Origin of the sequence: Phreatobacter sp. (genome assembly GCF_016793595.1) — a bacterium.
Lineage (GTDB): Bacteria > Pseudomonadota > Alphaproteobacteria > Rhizobiales > Phreatobacteraceae > Phreatobacter.
Genome location: NZ_JAEULY010000004.1, coordinates 146,710 through 165,273, shown reverse-complemented (window position 1 = coordinate 165,273; position 18,564 = coordinate 146,710). Strand labels below are relative to the sequence as shown.

Sequence of the window (18,564 nt, the reverse complement as noted above, 5' to 3'; positions counted from 1 at the left end):
GAGGCTACGATATCGCAGCAAGTAGCCCGGTTAAATCGATTAGTTCGATAAATTACCGTCAGAAAATCACGGGTTCATCGACCGGCCCGCCGAATTGCGTTTCGAGGAAGTCGAAGTCGCAGCCGTCATGCGCCTGCTTGATGTGCTTGGTGAAGATCCAGCCGTATCCACGCTCGTAATGCGGCTTGGGCGCCTGCCAGGCGGCGCGCCGCGCCGCGAGCTCCTCGTCGCTGACCTTCATGTTGAGCGTGCGGGCATCAACATCGAGCTCGATCATGTCGCCGGTCTTCAAGAGCGCCAGCGGCCCGCCGATATGGGCCTCCGGCGAGACATGCAGGATGCAGGCGCCGTAGCTGGTGCCGGACATGCGGGCGTCGGAAATGCGCACCATGTCGCGGATGCCCTGCTTCACCAGCTTCTTCGGGATCGGCAACATGCCCCATTCGGGCATGCCGGGGCCGCCGTGAGGGCCCGCATTGCGCAGCACCAGCACCGTGTCGGCGGTCACGTCGAGGTCGTCGCGGTCGATGGCCGCCTTCATGCTGGGATAGTCGTCGAAGACCAGGGCCGGGCCGGTGTGCTTGAGGAAGCGCGGCTCGCAGGCGCTCGGCTTGATGACGCAGCCGTCGGGCGAGAGATTGCCCTTGAGCACGGCGAGCGCGCCCTCGGCATAGATCGGGTTGTCGACCGACCGGATCACGTCGTCATTGTGGACTTCGGCGCCTTCGAGCTGCTCGGAGAGCGGCCGGCCGGTGACGGTGATCGCGCCGAGATGGAGATGGTCCGTCAGCCGCGTCATCAGCGCGGGCAGGCCGCCGGCATAGAAGAAGTCCTCCATGAGATAGGTGTCGCCGCTGGGCCGGACATTGGCGATGACCGGCACCTTGCGGCTGGCCTTGTCGAAATCGGCGAGGCTGATGTCGACGCCCGCCCGCCGCGCCATCGCGATGACGTGGATGATGGCATTGGTCGAGCAACCCATGGCCATGGCGACGGTGATGCCGTTTTCGAAGGCCGCACGGGTGAGAATCTTGGTCGGCGTGAGGTCCTCCCAGACCATCTCGACGGCGCGCCGGCCGGCCGCCGCGCACATGCGCTTGTGATTGGCGTCGGGCGCCGGAATGGCCGAAGCGCCGGGCATGGTGATGCCGATGGCCTCGGCGATCGCTGTCATCGTCGAGGCCGTTCCCATGGTCATGCAGACGCCGTAGGAGCGGGCGATGCCGGCCTCGACATCCGACCAGTCGCGGTTCGAGATGTTGCCGGCGCGCCGCTCGTCCCAGTATTTCCAGACGTCGGAGCCCGATCCCAGCGTATTGCCCTTCCAGTTGCCGCGCAGCATCGGGCCGGCCGGCACATAGATCATCGGCAGGCCGGCCGAGGTCGCGCCCATCAGCAGGGCGGGCGTGGTCTTGTCGCAGCCGCCCATCAGCACCGCGCCGTCGACGGAATGCGAGCGGATCAGTTCCTCGGCCTCCATCGCCAGCATGTTGCGGTAGAGCATGGTGGTCGGCTTGACGTTGCTCTCCGACAGCGACAGCGCCGGCAGTTCGATGGGAAAGCCGCCGGCCTGGAAGATGCCGCGCTTCACGTCCTCCACACGGTCCTTGAAGTGAGCGTGGCAGGGCTGGGCGTCCGACCAGGTGTTGAGGATGGCGATCATCGGCTTGCCGACCCAGTCCTCGGGTGCGTAGCCCATCTGCATCCAGCGAGATCGGTGCCCCATGGAGCGCATGTCGTCGGGTGCGAACCAGCGGGCGCTGCGGAGATCGGAAGGGGACTTGCGGGCCATGGGCGTCTCGTCGGGCGTTTCGGGCATCGGGCGGCTCTTGACCGGCCATTGCTGCCATCCAACGGCCTCCGCCGCCGGATGGCAAGCCTAAGTCACGGCCGGGACGGGGTTTTCTGTCGCCGCGCATGGCCCGGATGCGCTTTCCGCCGTGCTGCGGCGCAATGATTTCAATCGTTTCGCATTCCGTATCGGCATTGGCGCCCAATTGCGCTTGCCAAGGCATGGCCGGCGGCTAGTCTCTCGCCGCCGCGCAGCCGGGCCGTCCGGTGCGCTTCCCGGAGAAGACGACCATGCGCCGCCTCGGACCGATCCTCGCCCTCGCAGCCATTCTCGGCGCCGCCTCGCCGGCCGAGGCCATCCGCATTCTCGGCCACGGGACCGATCAGTGCTCGGTCTGGCTGCGGGTGCGCACGACGCCGCAGGCCGCCGAATACCGCGAGTGGTTCCTTGGCTACCTCTCCGCCTCGGCCTTCCACAAGAACCGCGACATCCTGCGCACCATGACCTACGAGCAGGTGCTGACCCGCGTCACCAGCGAGTGCCAGGCAGCGCCCACCAAGCGGCTCGACGACATCCTCGACGGCTTCCTGCGCTGAGGCGCGTTACCCCCGCGCGCGTCAGCTCGGCGTCGGATGGACTTCCCGCTTGGCGACGAGCAGGACCAGCGTCCCGACGAAGGCCGACAGCAGCGACCCGGTCAGGACGCCGATCTTGACCTCGTCCTGCAGCGCCGGAGCGGTCGGGAAGGCGAGGAGCCCGATGAACAGGCTCATGGTGAAGCCGATGCCGCAGAGCATCGACACGCCATAGACCTGCGGCCAGGTGGCGTCCTCGGGACAATCTGCCCAGCGCAGCTTGACGGCCGCGAACGTCGTCAGGAACACGCCGATCTGCTTGCCGAAGAACAGGCCGGCCGCGATGCCGAGCGGCACCGGCGCGATCAGGGTCGCCGGGTCGAAGCCGGCCAGCGACACGCCGGCATTGGCGAAGCCGAAGATCGGCACGATCATGAAGGCGACCCACGGCTGCAGAGCATGTTCCAGGATGTGAAGCGGTGAATGCGGGTCGTCCGGTTGTCCGGGTGTCGTCCGGACCGGGACGGTCAGCGCGAGCGCGACGCCAGCGAGTGTCGCATGGACTCCCGACTTCAGCACGAAGACCCAGAGCACCGCGCCGAGGGCCAGGTAGATCGGCAGCCGTTCCTCGCCGCGGCGATTGAGGATCGTGAGGACGGCAAGGATCGCGACGGCGCCGCCCAGCCAGGCAAGCGACAGGTCGGCGGTGTAGAAGGCGGCGATGATCGCCACCGCGCCGAGATCGTCGATGATCGCCAGCGCGGTCAGGAAGATCTTCAGCGAGACCGGGACGCGGTTGCCGAGCAGCGCCAGTACGCCAAGCGCGAAGGCGATATCGGTCGCGGTCGGGATCGCCCAGCCGCGCAGCGTTGCGGGTTGCCCGGCATTGATGGCGATGAAGATCAGCGCCGGGGCGATCATGCCGCCAGCGGCGGCGACACCGGGCAGAATGCGTCGCGACCAAGTCGAGAGCCGCCCGTCGACGAACTCCCGCTTGATCTCCAGGCCGACCAGCAGGAAGAACACGGCCATCAGCGCGTCGTTGATCCAGTGCAGCACGTTGAGCGGGCCGATATAGGCCTTGAGCACCGCGAAATAGCTTGGCGCGAGCGGTGAATTGGCGACGATCATCGCGGCCGTGGCCGCCATCATCAGCACGATGCCGCCTGCGGCTGCGCTCGAAAGGAATGCGCGGAGCGCGGAGGGCCGGCGTTCGATGCGTGATGCCATCATGCGTTGTGATTCCGTTTCCCTGTAGCGTCGTTCGATCGTTCTATATGGTCTCTCAGGAGGCAAATCGCAGCAAAACCCAGCCCTTTGCCCGATGCGGCATAGCCGCGCGCCATGCGTTGCGATGAGGGCCTCTGTGTTGCATTTGCAGAAATCAGCCTAACAAACTTTAAGACTTTGGCGCGAGCTTACGCCTCATTCCCCGTTACCTGAGGTATCATAGTGGCCCGCTCGGTTCTGATCCTTCGCCGGGCTGCCTGCCGTCTCTCGTCCGACGCGCAGGGCGCGGTTGCGGTGCTGTTCGCCATCTGCATCCTGCCCATCATGGGGCTGATCGGCGCTGCCGTGGACTATGCCGCGGCGGCCAGACTGCAATCCAAGCTGCAGGCCGCCCTCGATGCCGCCGCCATTTCGGCCTCTACCCACGCCAGCGGCCGGACGGCGGCGCAGGTCGCCGCCGACGCGCAGGCCTTCTTTGCGGCGCAGTTCCAGGAGCGCGGCGTCGGGACGCCGGTCCTGACCATTCAGGTCACCAATTCGACGCTGCAGTTGACCGCGCAGCTCAACATGCCGACCACCTTCCTGCCCCTTGTCGGCATCCCCGAGGTTCCAATCGGCACCTCCTCGAAGACGGCATGGGGCATCACGCGCCTGCGGGTGGCGCTGGCGCTGGACAATACCGGCTCGATGGCGAGCGCGGGCAAGATGACCGCGCTCCAGACCGCGACCCTCAACCTTCTGACCCAGCTTCAGTCCAGCGCCCGGACCGACGGTGACGTGCTGGTCTCGGTCATACCCTTCGCCAAGGTCGTCAATGTCGGGACGCGCTATCGCGACGCCACCTGGATCGGCTGGGACGGCGCTACCGTTTGCTCCAAGAAAGTCTGCTCGGTCCAATGGGATGGCGTCATTCAGGACCGCGACCAGAATTTCGACATCTCCAATGCCCTGCCGAACAGCACGGCGAGCCGGTTCCCCTCGATCGCGTCGGGCGACACCGGGGGTACGCCGGTGGAGATCCTGCCGCTCACCTCGAACTGGGCGCAGCTCCGCACCACGGTCGGCCAGATGCGCCCGGCGGGTAACACCAACCAGGGCATCGGCCTTGCCTGGGCGTGGCAGACGCTGACGCCGGGCATTCCCATGAATGCGCCGCCGCTGGACCCGCAATATTCCTACAAGAACGTCATCATCCTGCTGTCGGACGGACAGAACACGGAAAGCCGCTTCTATTCGCGCGCCTCGCAGATCGATGCCCGGCAGCGGCTGATGTGCGACGCGATCAAGTCGGCGGGCATCATGATCTACACGATCCAGATCAATACCAGCGGCGATCCGGTTTCCTCGGTGCTGCGGGCCTGCGCCTCGAGCACCGACAAGTTCGTCTACATGACGACTGCGGCGCAGCTCGACGGCACGCTGCGCGACATCGGTGGCCAGCTCACACGCCTGCGCCTGACCAATTGATCCCGAGCGTCTGAACGGCCGACAGCCCCGGATCGCTCCGGGGCTGCCATTGCCTCTATTGCTCAGCCGGGATCAGCGGCGGGCGAAGCCGCGGTGACCCATGGCCATCCTCGGACCGCCGCGGAACTGCCCGGCGAACGGCCTGTGCTGCATCGGCCGGGCCACGAAGCGCGGCGTGTGGAAGGGGCGCTGCACAAAGGGGCGGTGCGGTACCGGACGATGAGCGAAGGGTCGGTGCGGCATGGGGCGATGGGCCGTGCGGCAGGCGACGAGGGTCGGAAAGCGGCCGCAGGGATTGCCGATATGGCCGGGCCTGTGGCCGATATGCGGGCCATGGGGCCGGCAGCCCGGCGCATGGGGCCGCACCGCGCAGATCGGGCGGCACCACGACGGCCTGATGCCCGTGCTGCAGGACGGCGGCAGGCCACCACCGACGATGGGAGGCCGGCCGGGCACGAAGATCGGCCTGCCGGGAATGAAGACCGGGCGGCCGGGCACATAGACCGGGCCATCGGACATGTAGGCGGGGCCGCCATGGCCTATCATCGCGACCGAACCGGGATCGGGCAGCGGCCGGTAGGCGGCGACGGGCGCCGGCGGCGGGCTCTGGCGGCAGCCGGAATGGAGCGAGGCGAGGTCCTGACGCTGCCAGCCGTCGCGCGGCGGCTGGTTGCCGAGCTGTTCGGGCAGCATCGGCGCCCAGCTGACGCTCTGCGCCTCGCTGCGCCAGATGACCCAGCCGGGTCCGAAATTGGCGTCGGCGACCCAAATCCAGCCGTGCTGGGGGTCGTTGGCCCAGCGTCCGTGACGATGGACGATGCTGCCCCACTCAGTCGGGTCGTTGAACACCCACGTCCGCTGCTCGCGGTCGAACTGCCAGTGGCAGGCCGGATAGGGCGACCAGCCGGGTGGCGTGACTTGCTCGGAAGGATTCCACACCTCGCCGTAGAGCGGATGGGTGTGGAACGAGCCAAAGGCCTGGAGGGTCTGGCGGAACTGGTCGACGGGATTGGCCTGCTGCATCTGCTGCGCGGCCGCGGCCGCGGCCGCAGCCGGGGCCGGCGCCTCGTCCGGGGGCGGAGGCGGGGCGAAGGAGCTTGCCGTGGAGGCGAGGGCGGTGCTGGCGGCGAAGAGGGTGGCGGCGACGAAGGACGAGACGATCGCGGCGGCCTTGGCATGCGGTCTGCGGTTCATCGGGGCTCTCCCTGGGGTGTGGCAGAAGGCCATCGCCTGTGTGTCGTGGCGGGGAAGCGAACCGTTCAATTGTTTCCGCGGGAAACCTGCGGGGCCTGCGGCACACCGCGCCGCGCCATATGGCAGGGCGCCGGCCACTGCGGCGGAATGCCCGGTCAAGCAGCTGAAATCAGGGCAGAATGTGCTTTCACGGCTGCCGCTCTTGGGCTAGACACGATACATGTGGCTCAACCAGCGCACCGTCGATGCAATTCGCCTGATGGCCGAGCTTTCGGCCCGCTGGCCCCATGCGGTCAAGGCGGCGGAGCTCGCCGAGGCGACCGGCATCACCTTCCTGAACGTCCAGAAGACGGCCCATGCCCTGTCCCGCGCGGGGTTGCTTGAGGCGGAACGCGGCCGCTACGGTGGCCTGCGCCTGGTGCGCGCCGCCGATGAGATGAAAGTCGCCGAGATCGTCCGCGCCTTCGAGCCGGCCGACTGCCCGGCCAACTTCCTGATGACCGACCAGTCCGGCGATCCCGTGGCCAAGCTGATGTTCCGGGCGCATCGCGGCTTCTTCCAGCCGCTCGAGGAGACCAGCCTCGCCGACATCGAGCCGCGCGCGCTCGCGCGCAAGGCGGGTCAGGCGGCCCCGCGCTCCATCAGGCTGCGCGCATAATTCTGCGGCAGGACCACCGGCAGGCCGCCTACCGAGCCGTTCTCGCGGCAGATGTCGACGCCGAAGATCAGTTCCACATTGGCGCGCGTCACGACCTCTGCCGGCTTGCCGAGCGCATGGGCGCGGCCCCGGTGCATCACGAGAATGCGGTCGGCGAAGGTCGCCGCGAGGTTGAGGTCATGCAGGACGGCGATCACAGCCATGCCGTCGCGGGCGAGCGTCGCGGCGCTTTCCATCAGCGCGATTTGGTGGGCGAGGTCGAGATTGGCCACCGGCTCGTCGAGGAACAGCACCTGCCGGCCGGATATGCGCTGCCCGGCCTTGAGCTGCGCGAATGTCCGCGCGAACTGCACGCGCTGCTGCTCGCCGCCCGAGAGCGTCTGGTAGCTGCGGCCGGTGAGGTGGCCGATATCGGCGGCGCGCAGGGCCTCGCCGATGGTCCGCTCGCGGTCGATGCGCGTCAGCGCCCGGCCGACGCTGTCGATGCCGATCCTGACCACTTCCGCGACCGTGAACGGAAAGGCGAGGCGGGTCGCCTGCGCCATCACCGCGCGTTTCGATGCCAGCCGCCAGGCGGGAATCCGGGCGAGGTCCTCGCCGTCGAGAAAGACCTGCCCGCCGGAGGGGCTGATCTCGCCGGTCAGCAGCTTCATCAGCGTCGTCTTGCCGGCGCCGTTCGGTCCGACGACGACCATCAGCTCGCCGGCGGCGAGCGTCAGCGACACGTCGTCCACCGGTCTTGCCCGGCCATAGGCGACGCCGACATTGTCGGCACGGAGCAGAGTGGTCATGCGTCGAGACTCCGGTCGCGGCGCAGCAGCAGCCAGAGGAAGAAGGGCGCGCCGATCGCCGCTGTGAGTATGCCGATCGGCAGTTCCGCCGGCGCGACCATGGTGCGGGCGAGCAGGTCCGCGCCGGTCAGCAGCGTCGCGCCGAGGAGCGCCGAGAAAGGCAGCAGCATGCGATGGTCGGGCCCGAACATCAGGCGCAGCAGGTGCGGCACGACGATGCCGACGAAGCCGATGACGCCGGCCGCCGCGACGCTCGCCCCGACCGCCACCGCGACCATGACGATGGCGGCGCTTTTCAGTCGCTGCACGGGAATGCCGAGATGGAAGGCTTCGGCCTCGCCCATCAGCAGCGCGTTGAGCCCGCGCGCCAGCATGGGAACGGCGAGCAGCACCGGCAGGACCAGCGGCGCGATGACCATGACCTTGGTCCAGCTCGCCCCGGACAGCGAGCCGAGCGCCCAGAAGGTGAGGTCGCGCAGCTGCCGGTCGTCGCTGATGAACGAGAGGAGACCTGTCAGCGACCCCGCGAAGGCGCCGAGCGCGACGCCGGCGAGCAGCATGACGGCAACCGAGGTGCGGCCGTGGCGGGTCGCGATGGCATAGAGGATCAGGGTCGAGGCGAGGCCGCCGAAAAAGGCGCCGAACGGCAGCAGGATGAACGGCAGCTGCGCCGAGACCGTGCCGAAGATGCGATCGCCGAGAACGATGGTGAAGGCCGCGGCCAGGGCCGCGCCGGACGAGACGCCGACAAGGCCCGGATCCGCCAGCGGATTGCGGAACAGGCCCTGCATCAGCGCGCCGGAAACGGCGAGCGCGGCGCCGATCATCGCGCCGAGCAGCAGGCGCGGCACGCGGATCGAGACGATCACCAGCGCTTCGCGGCTCTGCATGATCTGGGCATCGCCGGAAATCCAGCCGCGCAGCACCTCGAGCACGCGGCCGGGCGCGATCTTCACCGCGCCGCTGCCGAGGGAGGCGACGGCGAGTGCGGCCATCAGCAGTGCGAACAGGACGGCCGCCACCGCCAGCTTGCGGCGCTGGGAGGCGAACAGGGTCGAGACGGTGGCCGCCTCGGCGATCATGGTCACGGCCGGCGGCTCCCGCTGTCACCGTTGAGCCCGTAGACCGCCGCCATCAGGTCGCGCGCGGCTTCCGGGGTGCGCGGACCGAAGCCGAGCAGGTAGAGGCCATCCATGGTCACCAGCGCCTTGGCGGCGGCGGCCGGGGTCGCGGAAAAGGCGGGCAGGGCGAAGACCTCGTCCGGGGCGGCCGCGTGATTGCCCCGCTTCATCATCAGGATGACATCGGGCGCAGCCGAGATGATTCCCTCGTCCGTCACCGGCTTGTAGCCCTCGACGGCCTCGGCTGCATTGATCGCGCCGGCATGGGCGATGATGGCGTCGGCGCTGCTGCCCCTGCCGCCGACGATGGCGCGGCCGTTCTGCAGCGACAGGACGAACAGAACGCGCTTCTTCGCCGTCACAGCGCCGCGCAGCTGCCTCAGCAACGCGAAATCGCGCTCGACCGCCACCGCCAGCTCCTCGGCCTTCGCCTCGACACCGGCAAAGCGCCCGATGACGCGGATGCGTTCGACGACGCCCTTCTCGGACGTGTCCTCGCCGATCCGCTCGACCTTCACTCCGGCCTCGGCGATCAGCTTCACCGTATCGGGCGGGCCCGCGCCCTCGATGGCGACAAGAACCGTCGGTCTCAGCGACAGCACGCCCTCGGCGGAAAGCGCGCGGACATAACCGACATTGGCCTTGTCGCGCATGGCCTCGGGCGGATGCAGGCTGGTCGTATCGACCCCGACGATCAGGTCCTGACGACCGAGCGCATAGAGAATCTCGGTGACAACGCCACCGGCGGCGACAATGCGCTGGGCAGCCTGCGCGCGACCGATCTCCGGCCGCAGGGCCAAGGCCGCCAGCGCCGGGCCGGCGAGCAGGGCACGGCGCGACAGCAGCGATGTCCGGTGAAGCGAAGGCGCGGTCATTTGGTCAGGATCAGCTTGTCGTTGGCGGTGATGCGCAGACGGTAGCGCTCGCCCTTGTGGACGATCACAGCCTCCCGCCCCGTGCCGATGATCGATCCGACCTCGACCGTCGGGATCGTTTCTGGGCCGTCCTTGGCCGCGTCGGAATGCGGCGTGGATGAAGCCCGATACGACGGTTGAATGGGAGCGGACATCATCGGGGGCACCTAGTTTAGAACTGCAACAATCAGGCCCAATATCTTGGAAGCATTCAAAAATGCATTGGCTGGACCTATTGTTGACATTGGTAGTCAGGTTATTTAGGCATCGTCAAGTGAGCCGGGACGACCACTATCCACGGCCAAGAATGCCAGCCAGCCGGACGCCGAGGCGTCGAAGCCAGCCAGCCGAACACAATTGAATTCAGGCTTGCGGTCTCGATCATGTACATCCGTCTCGGACGTTCGGCGCTCATGGCGTCGGTTTCCCTTCTCGCCCTTTCGTCCGGTCCGGCCTTCGCGCAGGACGCCGCGGGCCGCGTTTCCTCCGCTCAGGACGAGATCACCGTCTCCGCCGAGCGCGCGCCGTCGACCGTCTACAACGCTCCCGGCGTCGTGACGGTGATCACCGACCGCCAGATCGACCAGCAACTGATCCAGGGGCCGCGCGATCTCGCGCGGAGCGAGCCGGGCCTTGCGGTGAGCAATTCGCCGACCCGCGTCGGCGCCGGCAACTTCTTCATCCGCGGCATTGGCGACAATCGCGTTCGCCTCGAGGTCGACGGCCAGCGCGTGCCGGACTATCCCGGTTCGAATGTCGGCCCGGGCCTCTACACCCGCGACATCATCGACTACGACAGCCTGAAGCGCGTCGAGGTCATCCGGGGCCCGGCCTCGGCCCTCTACGGATCGGATGCCATTGGCGGCGTCGTCTCCTTCGTGACCAAGGATCCCGCCGACTACCTGCGCGAGGTCGGCCGCGACTGGTATGCGGGGACGAAACTGTCCTTCGACAGCGTCAATCGTTCGTTCGCCCATACCCATACCGGGGCTGCCCGGCAGGGCCCGTTCGAGTTCCTGTTCTCCTACACCCGGCGCGACGGCACCGAGACGCAGATCAATTCGGCGACGCGGCGCGCCAACCCGGCCTCCTTCCAGTCCAACAACATCCTCACCAAGCTCATCTACGAGACGCCGGAATCGGGTCGCTGGCGGCTGACCGGCGAGGCGCTCTGGCGCGGGGTCGCGACCGACATCGTTTCCTCGCGTTCGGCCACCGTCACCGAGCAGATCGCGCATGACACGAACAAGCGCTTTCGCCTGAGCCTGGACTGGACGCAGCAGCTGTCGTGGGCGATCGCCGACGAGATCATGCTCACCGCCTTCGCGACCGACTTCGACCGCCAGGAGCATCTCGACGAATCCCGCCGCTCGGGCGTCGTGGCTCCCGCGCCCGCCAACCGACTGAGGGTCTCGGACTTCGATTTCCGCCAGCAGATTTTCGGCGCCAGCGCCCAGTTCTCGGCCCAGCGCCAGTTCGCCGGCCTCGACCACCGCTTCGTCTATGGCCTGACGGCCGACTTCACCCGGACCTCGCGTCCCCGCAACCGCATCGAGATCAACCTGGGAACCGGCCTGCCGATTCCCGGTCCGGTCGGCGGCGAGGTCTATCCGAACAAGAACTTCCCCGACACGCAGACGATGCAGGCCGCGTTCTACATCCAGGACACGATCACCTGGGGCGCGCTGCGGATCATTCCCGCCATCCGCCTCGACTACTACCATCTGTCGCCGAGGCCGGATGCCGCCTTCTACAACACGAATTCCGGCCTCCAGGTCGGCAATGTCTCTGCATTCGCCGTCTCGCCCAAGCTCGGCCTCACCTACGACCTCACCGAGAATTTCCGGCTGTTCGGACAATATGCGCGCGGCTTCCGCGCTCCGCCCTACGACAACGCCAACTTCGCCTATGAGAATCCGGCGCAGGGCTATGCGATCGTGCCGAATTTCGGCCTGCGTCCGGAAACCGTCGACAGCTTCGAGGCGGGTCTGCGCGGCCGCTTTGCCAATGGCTCGAGCTTCCAGGTCAGCGCGTTCTACAACCTCTACAAGGACTTCATCCAGACGGTGGTGATCGACCGGACGAACCCGGCCTTCCCCTTCGGCGTCTCGCAATATCAGAACCTGTCGTCGGTCCGGATCTGGGGCTTCGAGGCGCGCGGCGAATATAGGGTGACGCCGGAATGGATGGTCTACGGCGCCCTGGCCTATGCCAACGGCACCGACCAGACGACTGGCGCCCCGCTCGATTCGGTCGATCCGCTCACCGGCACTGCCGGCGTGCGCTACACGAGCCCGCAGAACTGGATGATCGAGGCGCGGATGAAGGCCGCGCTGACGAAGACGCGGGTCAGCGCTGCGAACATCTTCCAGCCGCCGGCCTATGCCGTCTTCGACCTGCTCGGCTCCTACGAGATCAATCGGAACGTCACGCTGCGCGCGGGCATCTTCAACGTCTTCAACGCCCGCTACTTCAATGCCATCGACGTGGCCGGCCAGTCGGCAACGTTGCCGACGCTTGAACTCCTGCGCTCGCCGGGCCGTTCCGTGTCCGTCAGCATGGCCGCGAAGTTCTGAGGCGGCCATGGCCCGCGGTGCGGCAGCTCGGAGGGGCAAGGCGGCGACGGCGATGCCGGTCCGCGCCCGCGTCCGGCTTCCCGACAGGTTGGAGCCGATCCTCTTCACGGCGGATGGCGCTCCCGCGAGCGGCACGACGAAAACGGAGGCCGCGATCATCGCCATGGCGGTGAAGGCGGTCCGGCAGGAGGCCGGGGAGACCGCCGCTCCGCCGGTCGTTGCCATCGCGTCGCCATCGCCCGCCGCCACCGCGCCGGAGGTTCTGGTCTCATCGGCCGGCGCCACCGCAGCTGTTGCTCCCGACATTGCACTGGCGGAGCGCGACGCGGCACTCCCGGTCGACAGGCCGGCGAAGCGGGTCACCGCCTCGGTCGTCGCTTCGGTCCTGCTCCATGTCGGCGCTGTCGTCCTGTTCGCATGGGCGAGCCTCAATGCGCCGGTCCTTCCGGCCGACGGCGAGGACGGCATTCCGGTGGAGCTCGTCGCCGCTGCCGATCAGGCGGCGGCGTCGCAGCAGGAGATCGCCAGCGGCAAGGAAGACGGCCAGGCGCCCGCGACCACGACGGAGGCGCGTCAGGCTGTCGAGGCGCCGCCGGCCGAGACGCCGCCCGAGCGCCCCGCCACCGAGCCAACCGATGCGACCGCCGAACAGCCGCCAGTCGCCCAGCCGGACCCGGTGACCACAGCCGAGCGCATCATCGACCAGCTTCCGACCCCGCCCATGCCGGACACCCTGCCGATCATGGACCGCGCTCCTCCACCACCGCCGGTCGAGACGCAGCCGGTCACCGAGCCGGTGCAGGAGACACCGCCTCCGCCGAATCCCCAGGTCCAGCCGCAGCCCGTTCAGGAGACGCCGCCGCAACCGGTCGAGGACCCGACCCAGCGTGTCGAGACGCCGCAGCCCTCCGAGGTTCAGGCGATGGTTTCGCCGCCGGCGGTCGAACCGCCGCCCGCGCCGCCCCAACTGGCCGCGACCCCGTCCCGTCCGGTAACGCCGCCGGTTGTCCAACGCGAGCAGCGGCGCGAGCCCGCCATGCGCCGGCAGGCGACGCGGCCTCCGCCGACCCGCCGCGAAGCGCCGACCGACGCGTCGCGTACCCGGCCGACCCGCCAGACGGCGGCGACACCTTCGCCCGAGCGGGAGGCGCGCGCCGCCCGCCAGGCCGAGAGCCGCGCCGCCTCCGCGCCGCGCGGCGAGGGGGTCGGCCGCCAGAACCGGCAGGCCGCAGCAGGCAATGCGGCCTCGGGCGGTGCCAATGCGGCGGCCGTCGCGAGTTATCGCCAGCGCGCTATCGCCCATGTCGCGCGGTTCAAGATCTTCCCGCAGGCGGCTCAGGATCGCGGCCAGCGCGGCAGCGTCGGCTTCACCTTCACCGTGACGCGCGGCGGGCAGGTCACCTCCGTCGCGGTCACCGCCTCGTCGGGCGTGCCGATGCTCGATCAGGCGACCTTGTCGATGGTCCGCCGCGCCGTGCCGTTCCCGCCGATCCCCGAAGGGGGGCCGGCCTCGATGACCATCTCCACCCGCATTGGTTACACGCTCCACTAACAGCCAGCCGCCCGGATCGTCCGGAACGCCAGCCAGGAAGGAAGACTGCCATGTATATCGCGATGAACCGCTTCAAGGTGATCAAGGGCGCCGAAGCCGATTTCGAGACGATCTGGCGCACCCGCCAGTCCTATCTCAACGAGCTCAACGGCTTCGTCGAGTTCTCCCTGCTGAAGGGGCCGGAGCGCGAGGACCACACGCTCTACGCCTCCCACACCGTCTGGGAAACCAAGGCCGATTTCACCGCCTGGACCCAGTCCGATCAGTTCCGCAAGTCGCATGCCCGCGCCGGCCAGCCGCAGGCGAAGCCGACCTCCATGGGCCATCCGGAGTTCGAGGGCTTCGAGGCCGTCATGATCGACGACAACCGCGGCAAGCCCTCGATCGCGGCCGAGTGAGATCATGACCGCTCAAGTGATCGCGATCGACGACCGGCGGGCGGCTGCCCGCGCGGCGCTGGCCGCCAAGCCTGACGGCGTCATCGAGAATGTCGCGCGCGAGCATGGCGTGCCCGTCCGCGACGTTCTCGCCATGCTGCCGGCCGGCGAGAGTGTCGCTGCTCCCGGCTCCGCCTTCGAGGACGTCTGGAACGACGTCACCGGCTGGGGCGAGATCCTGTTCATCGTCAACACGCCGGACGTGGTGCTGGAGTGCCACGGCCCGCTGGTGAAGGGCTCGTCCGGCCATGGCTGGTTCAACGTCCATGGCGACAGCCCCATCGGCGGCCACCTGAAGGCGTCGAACTGCACGGAAGTCTGCTTCGTGGACCGCAAGTTCCACGGCCGCCGCTCGCTGTCGATCCAGTTCTACAACGGCGCCGGCGAGGCCATGTTCAAGATCTTCGTGCGCCGCGACGCCCAGCGCGAGCTGCTGCCCGACCAGATCGCCCGGTTCGAGACCCTTCGGGCGAAATACGCCTGAACCGCCGGGAATGGCAGGGCCGGCAAGCCGCACCGCCGCTGACCCGGCGGTGCGGTTTTTACCGCTCTTGTGGTCAGCGCCCGCCGCGCCTTCATTGCTCCCCAGGTCGTAAAGACACCAGCCGACGCCCCCCGGTCGATCGGCTTCAAGGGAGCGAGCCATGGCAGTGGACGGGACCGCCGATTTCGTGGTCGTGGGCGGAGGATCGTCCGGCTCGGCCCTGGCCGGCCGCCTCAGCGAGGACCCGCAAACCTCGGTTCTGATGCTGGAGGCGGGCAAGGGCGGCGGCGACAGTTTCGTCGTCAACACGCCCATGGCGGTCGTCGCCATGCTGCCGACACGCATCAATAACTGGGGCTTCTCGACCGTGCCGCAGAAGGGGCTGGGCGGACGTGTCGGCTACCAGCCGCGCGGGCGGGGGCTTGGCGGCTCGTCGGCGATCAACGCCATGATCTACATCCGTGGCCACAAATGGGACTACGATCACTGGGCGAGCCTCGGCAATGCCGGCTGGTCCTATGACGAGGTGCTGCCCTATTTCCGCCGGTCGGAAGGCAACGAGCGCCTCGACGGGCCGCTGCACGGACGCGACGGGCCGCTGTCCGTGCAGGACCTGAGAAGCGACAATCCCTGCGGCCAGTTCTTCCTCGATGCCTGCCGGCACCTGCAATTGCGGGAGAACGCCGACTTCAATGGCGAGGACCAGGAGGGTGTCGGCTACTATCAGGTGACCCACAAGGACGGCGAGCGGTGCAGCGCCGCGCGCGCCTATGTCTTGCCCCATCTCGGCAAGCGGACGAACCTGCAGGCGGTCACCGGCGCGCGTACGACGCGCATCCTGTTCGAGGGCAGGCGGGCGGTCGGCGTCGAGTACCGGCTCGGCAGCGAGACCCGCATTGCCCGCGCGCGGCGTGAGGTCATCGTCTCGGCGGGCGCCTTGCAGTCGCCGCAGATCCTGATGCTGTCGGGACTGGGCGCGGCAGCGGACCTCGCGCGCTTCGGCATTCCCGTTGTCGCCGACCTGCCGGGCGTCGGGCAGAACCTGCAGGATCACCCGGACTTCGTCTTCGCCTACAAGTCGGCGAATTCGGACTTCGTGGGCCTGTCACCCGCCGGCAGCGTCAAGCTGATGCGGGAATGGGGCCGCTACAAGCGGGAGCGGCGCGGGCTCCTCGCAACCAACTACGCCGAGGCCGGCGGCTTCCTCAGGACGCGGCCGGACCTTGCGGTTCCCGACATCCAGTTGCATTTCGTCATCGGCATCGTTCAGGACCACGCGCGCAAACAGACGCTCGGCCATGGCTTTTCCTGCCATGTCTGCGTGCTCCGCCCGAAGAGCCGCGGCAGCGTCATGCTGGCCAGCCCCGATCCTGCGGCAGCGCCGCTGATCGATCCGAACTTCTTCGGACATCCCGACGACGTTGCGACCATGGTCGAGGGTTTCAAGCTGACGAAGCGGATCATGGATGCACCGCCGCTGGCCGGACAGGCGACGAAGGATATCGTGACGGCCGGCGTTTCGACCGATGACGAGATCGTCGATCTGCTGCGCCGCAAGGTCGACACGGTCTATCACCCCGTCGGCACCTGCCGGATGGGCGTCGATGAGGGCGCGGTCGTGGATCCGCAATTGCGGGTGCGCGGTGTCGAGGGGCTCAGGGTCGTCGATGCCTCGATCATGCCGACGCTGATCGGCGGCAACACCAATGCGCCGTCGATCATGATCGGCGAGAAGGCGGCGGACATGGTGCGTGCCGGACAGACCGCTCACTGACATCGCGAGCCATGACATGACCATGCGAACCATTATTGCGGCCGCCCTGGCGGCTTGCGTCATCGCATCCGCGGCCTTTGCCCAGCCGCGCGACGCCGAACCCGCGACCCGCGCGGCCAACGAGGCCATGACGCGCGCGCTCGACTTCTCCGACCGGGCTGCTTTCGAGGACGCCGGGCGCGGCTTCATCGCCGCCATCCCCGATGGCACTGTTCCCGGGCCTCTGCCCGTGCCGGCCTGGTCGATGCGGCCGTACGATTTCCTGAACGGCGCTCCGCCAGCCACCGTAAACCCGAGCCTCTGGCGGCAGGCCCAGCTCAACAACATCCACGGCCTGTTCCGTGTCACGGAGCGCGTCTATCAGCTGCGCGGCTACGACATTTCCAACATGACCATCGTCGAGGGCGATACGGGCCTGATCGTCATCGACCCGCTGCTCGCGACCGAGACCGCCAAGGCGGCGCTCGAACTCTATTTCGCCCATCGTCCGCGCCGGCCGGTGGTCGCGGTGGTCTATACGCACAGCCACGCCGACCATTTCGGCGGCGTGAAGGGCATCGTCGGCGATCAGGACGTTCAGGCGCGCCGTACGCGCATCTACGCGCCGTCAGGCTTCATGGAGCATGCGGTCTCCGAGAACGTCATCGCCGGCAATGCCATGAGCCGGCGCGCCTGGTACCAGTTCGGCTCCTATCTGGAGCCCGGCCCGCGCGGGCAGGTCGACACCGGCCTTGGGCGCACGCTCGCCCGTGGCACGCTGACGCTGATCCCGCCGACCGATCTCATCGCCCGGGAATACGAAACGCATATGATCGATGGCGTCGAGGTCGAATTCCATCTGACGCCGGGCACCGAGGCGCCAGCGGAGATGACGCTGTTCTTCCCGCAATTCCGCGTGCTGAACATGGCGGAACTCGCCAACCAGACCATGCACAACCTCTACACGATCCGCGGTGCCGAAATCCGCGATGCCCGCGCGTGGTCGCGCTACATCCAGGACTCGCTCGACCGCTACGGCGAGCGCACCGACATCGTCATCGCCCAGCACAACTGGCCGACTTTCGGCCGCGAGCGGATCGCGACCTATCTGAAGGCCCATCGCGACATCTACAAGTTCATCCACGACCAGACGCTCAGGCTCGCCAATCACGGTCATACGCCAGCTGAAATTGCCGAGCGGTTGCGCCTTCCGGCCTCGCTAGCGCGCGAATGGTCGGTGCGCGGCTATTACGGCACGCTCAGCCACAATGCGAAGGGCGTCTATCAGCGCTATCTCGGCTGGTATGACGGCAACCCCGCCAATCTCTCGCCCCTGCCGGAGGTCGAGGCGGCGAAGAAGACCGTCGAATATATGGGTGGCGCGACCGCGGTCATCGCCAGGGCGCGCGCCGACTTCGCGAGCGGCCAGTACCGATGGGTCGCGAGCGTGATGAACCAGGTCGTGTTCGCCGATCCCACCAACCGCGAGGCGCGCGAGCTCGGCGCAGCCGCGCTCGAACAGCTCGGCTACCAGACCGAGGCCGGCACATGGCGCAACGCCTATCTGATGGGCGCCATGGAGTTGCGCTCCGGCGTGCCGCGCCCGCCCGGCGGGGCAGCCGCGACGAGTTCGGTCAATATCGACATGCTCAAGGCCGTGCCGCTCGATCTCCTGTTCGACTTCATGGCTGTCAGGCTCAATGCCGAGAAGGCCGAGGGCCGGCGCATCGTCATCAACTGGACCTTTACCGACACGAACCAGACCTTCACGCTGAACCTTGAAAACGCGACGCTGACCAATGTTTCCGGGCGCCATGCCGCCGACGCCGATGCGGCCTTCACGCTGACGCGCGAGACATTCGACAGGATCATCACCCGGCAGCGCACCTTTCCCGCCGCCATCGCGCTTGGCGAGGTGCGCTTCAGCGGCAATCCCCTGAAGTTCGGCGAGTTGGCCGGTCTCCTCGACGAGTTCTCGCCGGCCTTTCCGATCGTCGAGCCGCGCCCGTCGGCGCCTTGA

Annotated in this window: 16 protein-coding genes; 9 read left to right on the top strand and 7 right to left on the bottom strand. The window is 67.9% G+C overall.

Features of this window, described 5'->3' with window-relative positions; translation table 11 throughout:
* Positions 1 to 58 precede the first annotated feature (58 nt).
* A complete protein-coding gene (gene araD, locus JNK84_RS04855; RefSeq protein WP_293421130.1) occupies positions 59 to 1,819 on the bottom strand; it encodes an L-arabinonate dehydratase in 1,761 nt (586 codons plus the stop codon).
* A gap of 263 nt (positions 1,820 to 2,082) precedes the next feature.
* On the opposite strand from araD, the gene JNK84_RS04850 reads away from it, so the two are divergent.
* Positions 2,083 to 2,388 (top strand): hypothetical protein, encoded by a 306-nt coding sequence (locus JNK84_RS04850; RefSeq protein ID WP_293421128.1) that lies wholly within the window; start codon positions 2,083 to 2,085, stop codon positions 2,386 to 2,388.
* Positions 2,389 to 2,409: 21 nt separating this feature from the next.
* Here the strand turns inward: JNK84_RS04850 and nhaA are convergent, their stop codons facing one another.
* Positions 2,410 to 3,600 carry a Na+/H+ antiporter NhaA gene (nhaA, locus tag JNK84_RS04845; RefSeq protein WP_293421126.1) on the bottom strand — a complete coding sequence of 397 codons (1,191 nt, stop codon included), beginning with the start codon at positions 3,598 to 3,600 and terminating at the stop codon, positions 2,410 to 2,412.
* A gap of 219 nt (positions 3,601 to 3,819) precedes the next feature.
* Here nhaA and JNK84_RS04840 point away from each other — a divergent pair, with 219 nt between their 5' ends.
* Positions 3,820 to 5,064: a vWA domain-containing protein gene (locus JNK84_RS04840; protein WP_293421124.1), complete on the top strand. Its 1,245-nt coding sequence runs from the start codon at positions 3,820 to 3,822 to the stop codon at positions 5,062 to 5,064.
* 72 nt (positions 5,065 to 5,136) lie between these two features.
* Here JNK84_RS04840 and JNK84_RS04835 read toward each other — a convergent pair whose 3' ends face one another.
* A complete protein-coding gene (locus JNK84_RS04835; protein ID WP_293421122.1) occupies positions 5,137 to 6,258 on the bottom strand; it encodes a DUF6600 domain-containing protein in 1,122 nt (373 codons plus the stop codon).
* 220 nt (positions 6,259 to 6,478) lie between these two features.
* On the opposite strand from JNK84_RS04835, the gene JNK84_RS04830 reads away from it, so the two are divergent.
* Positions 6,479 to 6,916: an RrF2 family transcriptional regulator gene (locus JNK84_RS04830; RefSeq protein WP_293421120.1), complete on the top strand. Its 438-nt coding sequence runs from the start codon at positions 6,479 to 6,481 to the stop codon at positions 6,914 to 6,916.
* Here the strand turns inward: JNK84_RS04830 and JNK84_RS04825 are convergent.
* The 4 genes from JNK84_RS04825 to hemP form a co-directional block, all read right to left on the bottom strand.
* Complete coding sequence (locus JNK84_RS04825; protein ID WP_293421118.1) at positions 6,880 to 7,707, bottom strand: heme ABC transporter ATP-binding protein; 828 nt, start codon at positions 7,705 to 7,707, stop codon at positions 6,880 to 6,882. The two genes, JNK84_RS04830 and JNK84_RS04825, sit on opposite strands and share 37 nt — an antisense overlap.
* Positions 7,704 to 8,702 carry a FecCD family ABC transporter permease gene (locus JNK84_RS04820; RefSeq protein WP_293423476.1) on the bottom strand — a complete coding sequence of 333 codons (999 nt, stop codon included), beginning with the start codon at positions 8,700 to 8,702 and terminating at the stop codon, positions 7,704 to 7,706. The genes JNK84_RS04825 and JNK84_RS04820 overlap by 4 nt, the downstream gene beginning before the upstream one ends.
* Before the next feature lie 89 nt (positions 8,703 to 8,791).
* On the bottom strand, positions 8,792 to 9,703 hold the full coding sequence (locus tag JNK84_RS04815) for a heme/hemin ABC transporter substrate-binding protein (protein WP_293421116.1): 912 nt from the start codon (positions 9,701 to 9,703) through the stop codon (positions 8,792 to 8,794).
* Positions 9,700 to 9,900 carry a hemin uptake protein HemP gene (hemP, locus tag JNK84_RS04810; protein ID WP_293421114.1) on the bottom strand — a complete coding sequence of 67 codons (201 nt, stop codon included), beginning with the start codon at positions 9,898 to 9,900 and terminating at the stop codon, positions 9,700 to 9,702. The genes JNK84_RS04815 and hemP overlap by 4 nt, the downstream gene beginning before the upstream one ends.
* A 255-nt stretch (positions 9,901 to 10,155) precedes the next feature.
* Between hemP and JNK84_RS04805 the strand changes: the two genes are divergently transcribed.
* From JNK84_RS04805 to JNK84_RS04780, 6 genes are all read left to right on the top strand, one after another.
* Positions 10,156 to 12,318 carry a TonB-dependent hemoglobin/transferrin/lactoferrin family receptor gene (locus tag JNK84_RS04805; protein WP_293421112.1) on the top strand — a complete coding sequence of 721 codons (2,163 nt, stop codon included), beginning with the start codon at positions 10,156 to 10,158 and terminating at the stop codon, positions 12,316 to 12,318.
* A gap of 52 nt (positions 12,319 to 12,370) precedes the next feature.
* Positions 12,371 to 13,870, top strand: a complete 1,500-nt coding sequence (locus JNK84_RS04800; RefSeq protein ID WP_293421110.1) for an energy transducer TonB — start codon at positions 12,371 to 12,373, stop codon at positions 13,868 to 13,870.
* 50 nt (positions 13,871 to 13,920) lie between these two features.
* Positions 13,921 to 14,268: an antibiotic biosynthesis monooxygenase family protein gene (locus JNK84_RS04795; RefSeq protein WP_293421108.1), complete on the top strand. Its 348-nt coding sequence runs from the start codon at positions 13,921 to 13,923 to the stop codon at positions 14,266 to 14,268.
* A gap of 4 nt (positions 14,269 to 14,272) precedes the next feature.
* Positions 14,273 to 14,791 (top strand): heme utilization cystosolic carrier protein HutX, encoded by a 519-nt coding sequence (hutX, locus tag JNK84_RS04790; protein ID WP_293421106.1) that lies wholly within the window; start codon positions 14,273 to 14,275, stop codon positions 14,789 to 14,791.
* 166 nt (positions 14,792 to 14,957) lie between these two features.
* Positions 14,958 to 16,565 carry a GMC family oxidoreductase gene (locus JNK84_RS04785; protein WP_441343216.1) on the top strand — a complete coding sequence of 536 codons (1,608 nt, stop codon included), beginning with the start codon at positions 14,958 to 14,960 and terminating at the stop codon, positions 16,563 to 16,565.
* A gap of 22 nt (positions 16,566 to 16,587) precedes the next feature.
* Positions 16,588 to 18,564 carry an alkyl/aryl-sulfatase gene (locus JNK84_RS04780; RefSeq protein ID WP_293423474.1) on the top strand — a complete coding sequence of 659 codons (1,977 nt, stop codon included), beginning with the start codon at positions 16,588 to 16,590 and terminating at the stop codon, positions 18,562 to 18,564.

Bases quoted from the DNA above. Each gene is read 5' to 3' on its own strand.
- araD (WP_293421130.1), bottom strand. From the start codon at position 1,819: ATGCCCGAAACGCCCGACGAGACGCCCATGGCCCGCAAGTCCCCTTCC.
- JNK84_RS04850 (WP_293421128.1), top strand. From the start codon at position 2,083: ATGCGCCGCCTCGGACCGATCCTCGCCCTCGCAGCCATTCTCGGCGCC.
- nhaA (WP_293421126.1), bottom strand. From the start codon at position 3,600: ATGATGGCATCACGCATCGAACGCCGGCCCTCCGCGCTCCGCGCATTC.
- JNK84_RS04835 (WP_293421122.1), bottom strand. From the start codon at position 6,258: ATGAACCGCAGACCGCATGCCAAGGCCGCCGCGATCGTCTCGTCCTTC.
- JNK84_RS04830 (WP_293421120.1), top strand. From the start codon at position 6,479: ATGTGGCTCAACCAGCGCACCGTCGATGCAATTCGCCTGATGGCCGAG.
- JNK84_RS04825 (WP_293421118.1), bottom strand. From the start codon at position 7,707: ATGACCACTCTGCTCCGTGCCGACAATGTCGGCGTCGCCTATGGCCGG.
- JNK84_RS04820 (WP_293423476.1), bottom strand. From the start codon at position 8,702: ATGGCCGCACTCGCCGTCGCCTCCCTCGGCAGCGGCGCGGTGAAGATC.
- JNK84_RS04815 (WP_293421116.1), bottom strand. From the start codon at position 9,703: ATGACCGCGCCTTCGCTTCACCGGACATCGCTGCTGTCGCGCCGTGCC.
- hemP (WP_293421114.1), bottom strand. From the start codon at position 9,900: ATGATGTCCGCTCCCATTCAACCGTCGTATCGGGCTTCATCCACGCCG.
- JNK84_RS04805 (WP_293421112.1), top strand. From the start codon at position 10,156: ATGGCGTCGGTTTCCCTTCTCGCCCTTTCGTCCGGTCCGGCCTTCGCG.
- JNK84_RS04800 (WP_293421110.1), top strand. From the start codon at position 12,371: ATGCCGGTCCGCGCCCGCGTCCGGCTTCCCGACAGGTTGGAGCCGATC.
- JNK84_RS04795 (WP_293421108.1), top strand. From the start codon at position 13,921: ATGTATATCGCGATGAACCGCTTCAAGGTGATCAAGGGCGCCGAAGCC.
- hutX (WP_293421106.1), top strand. From the start codon at position 14,273: ATGACCGCTCAAGTGATCGCGATCGACGACCGGCGGGCGGCTGCCCGC.
- JNK84_RS04780 (WP_293423474.1), top strand. From the start codon at position 16,588: ATGCGAACCATTATTGCGGCCGCCCTGGCGGCTTGCGTCATCGCATCC.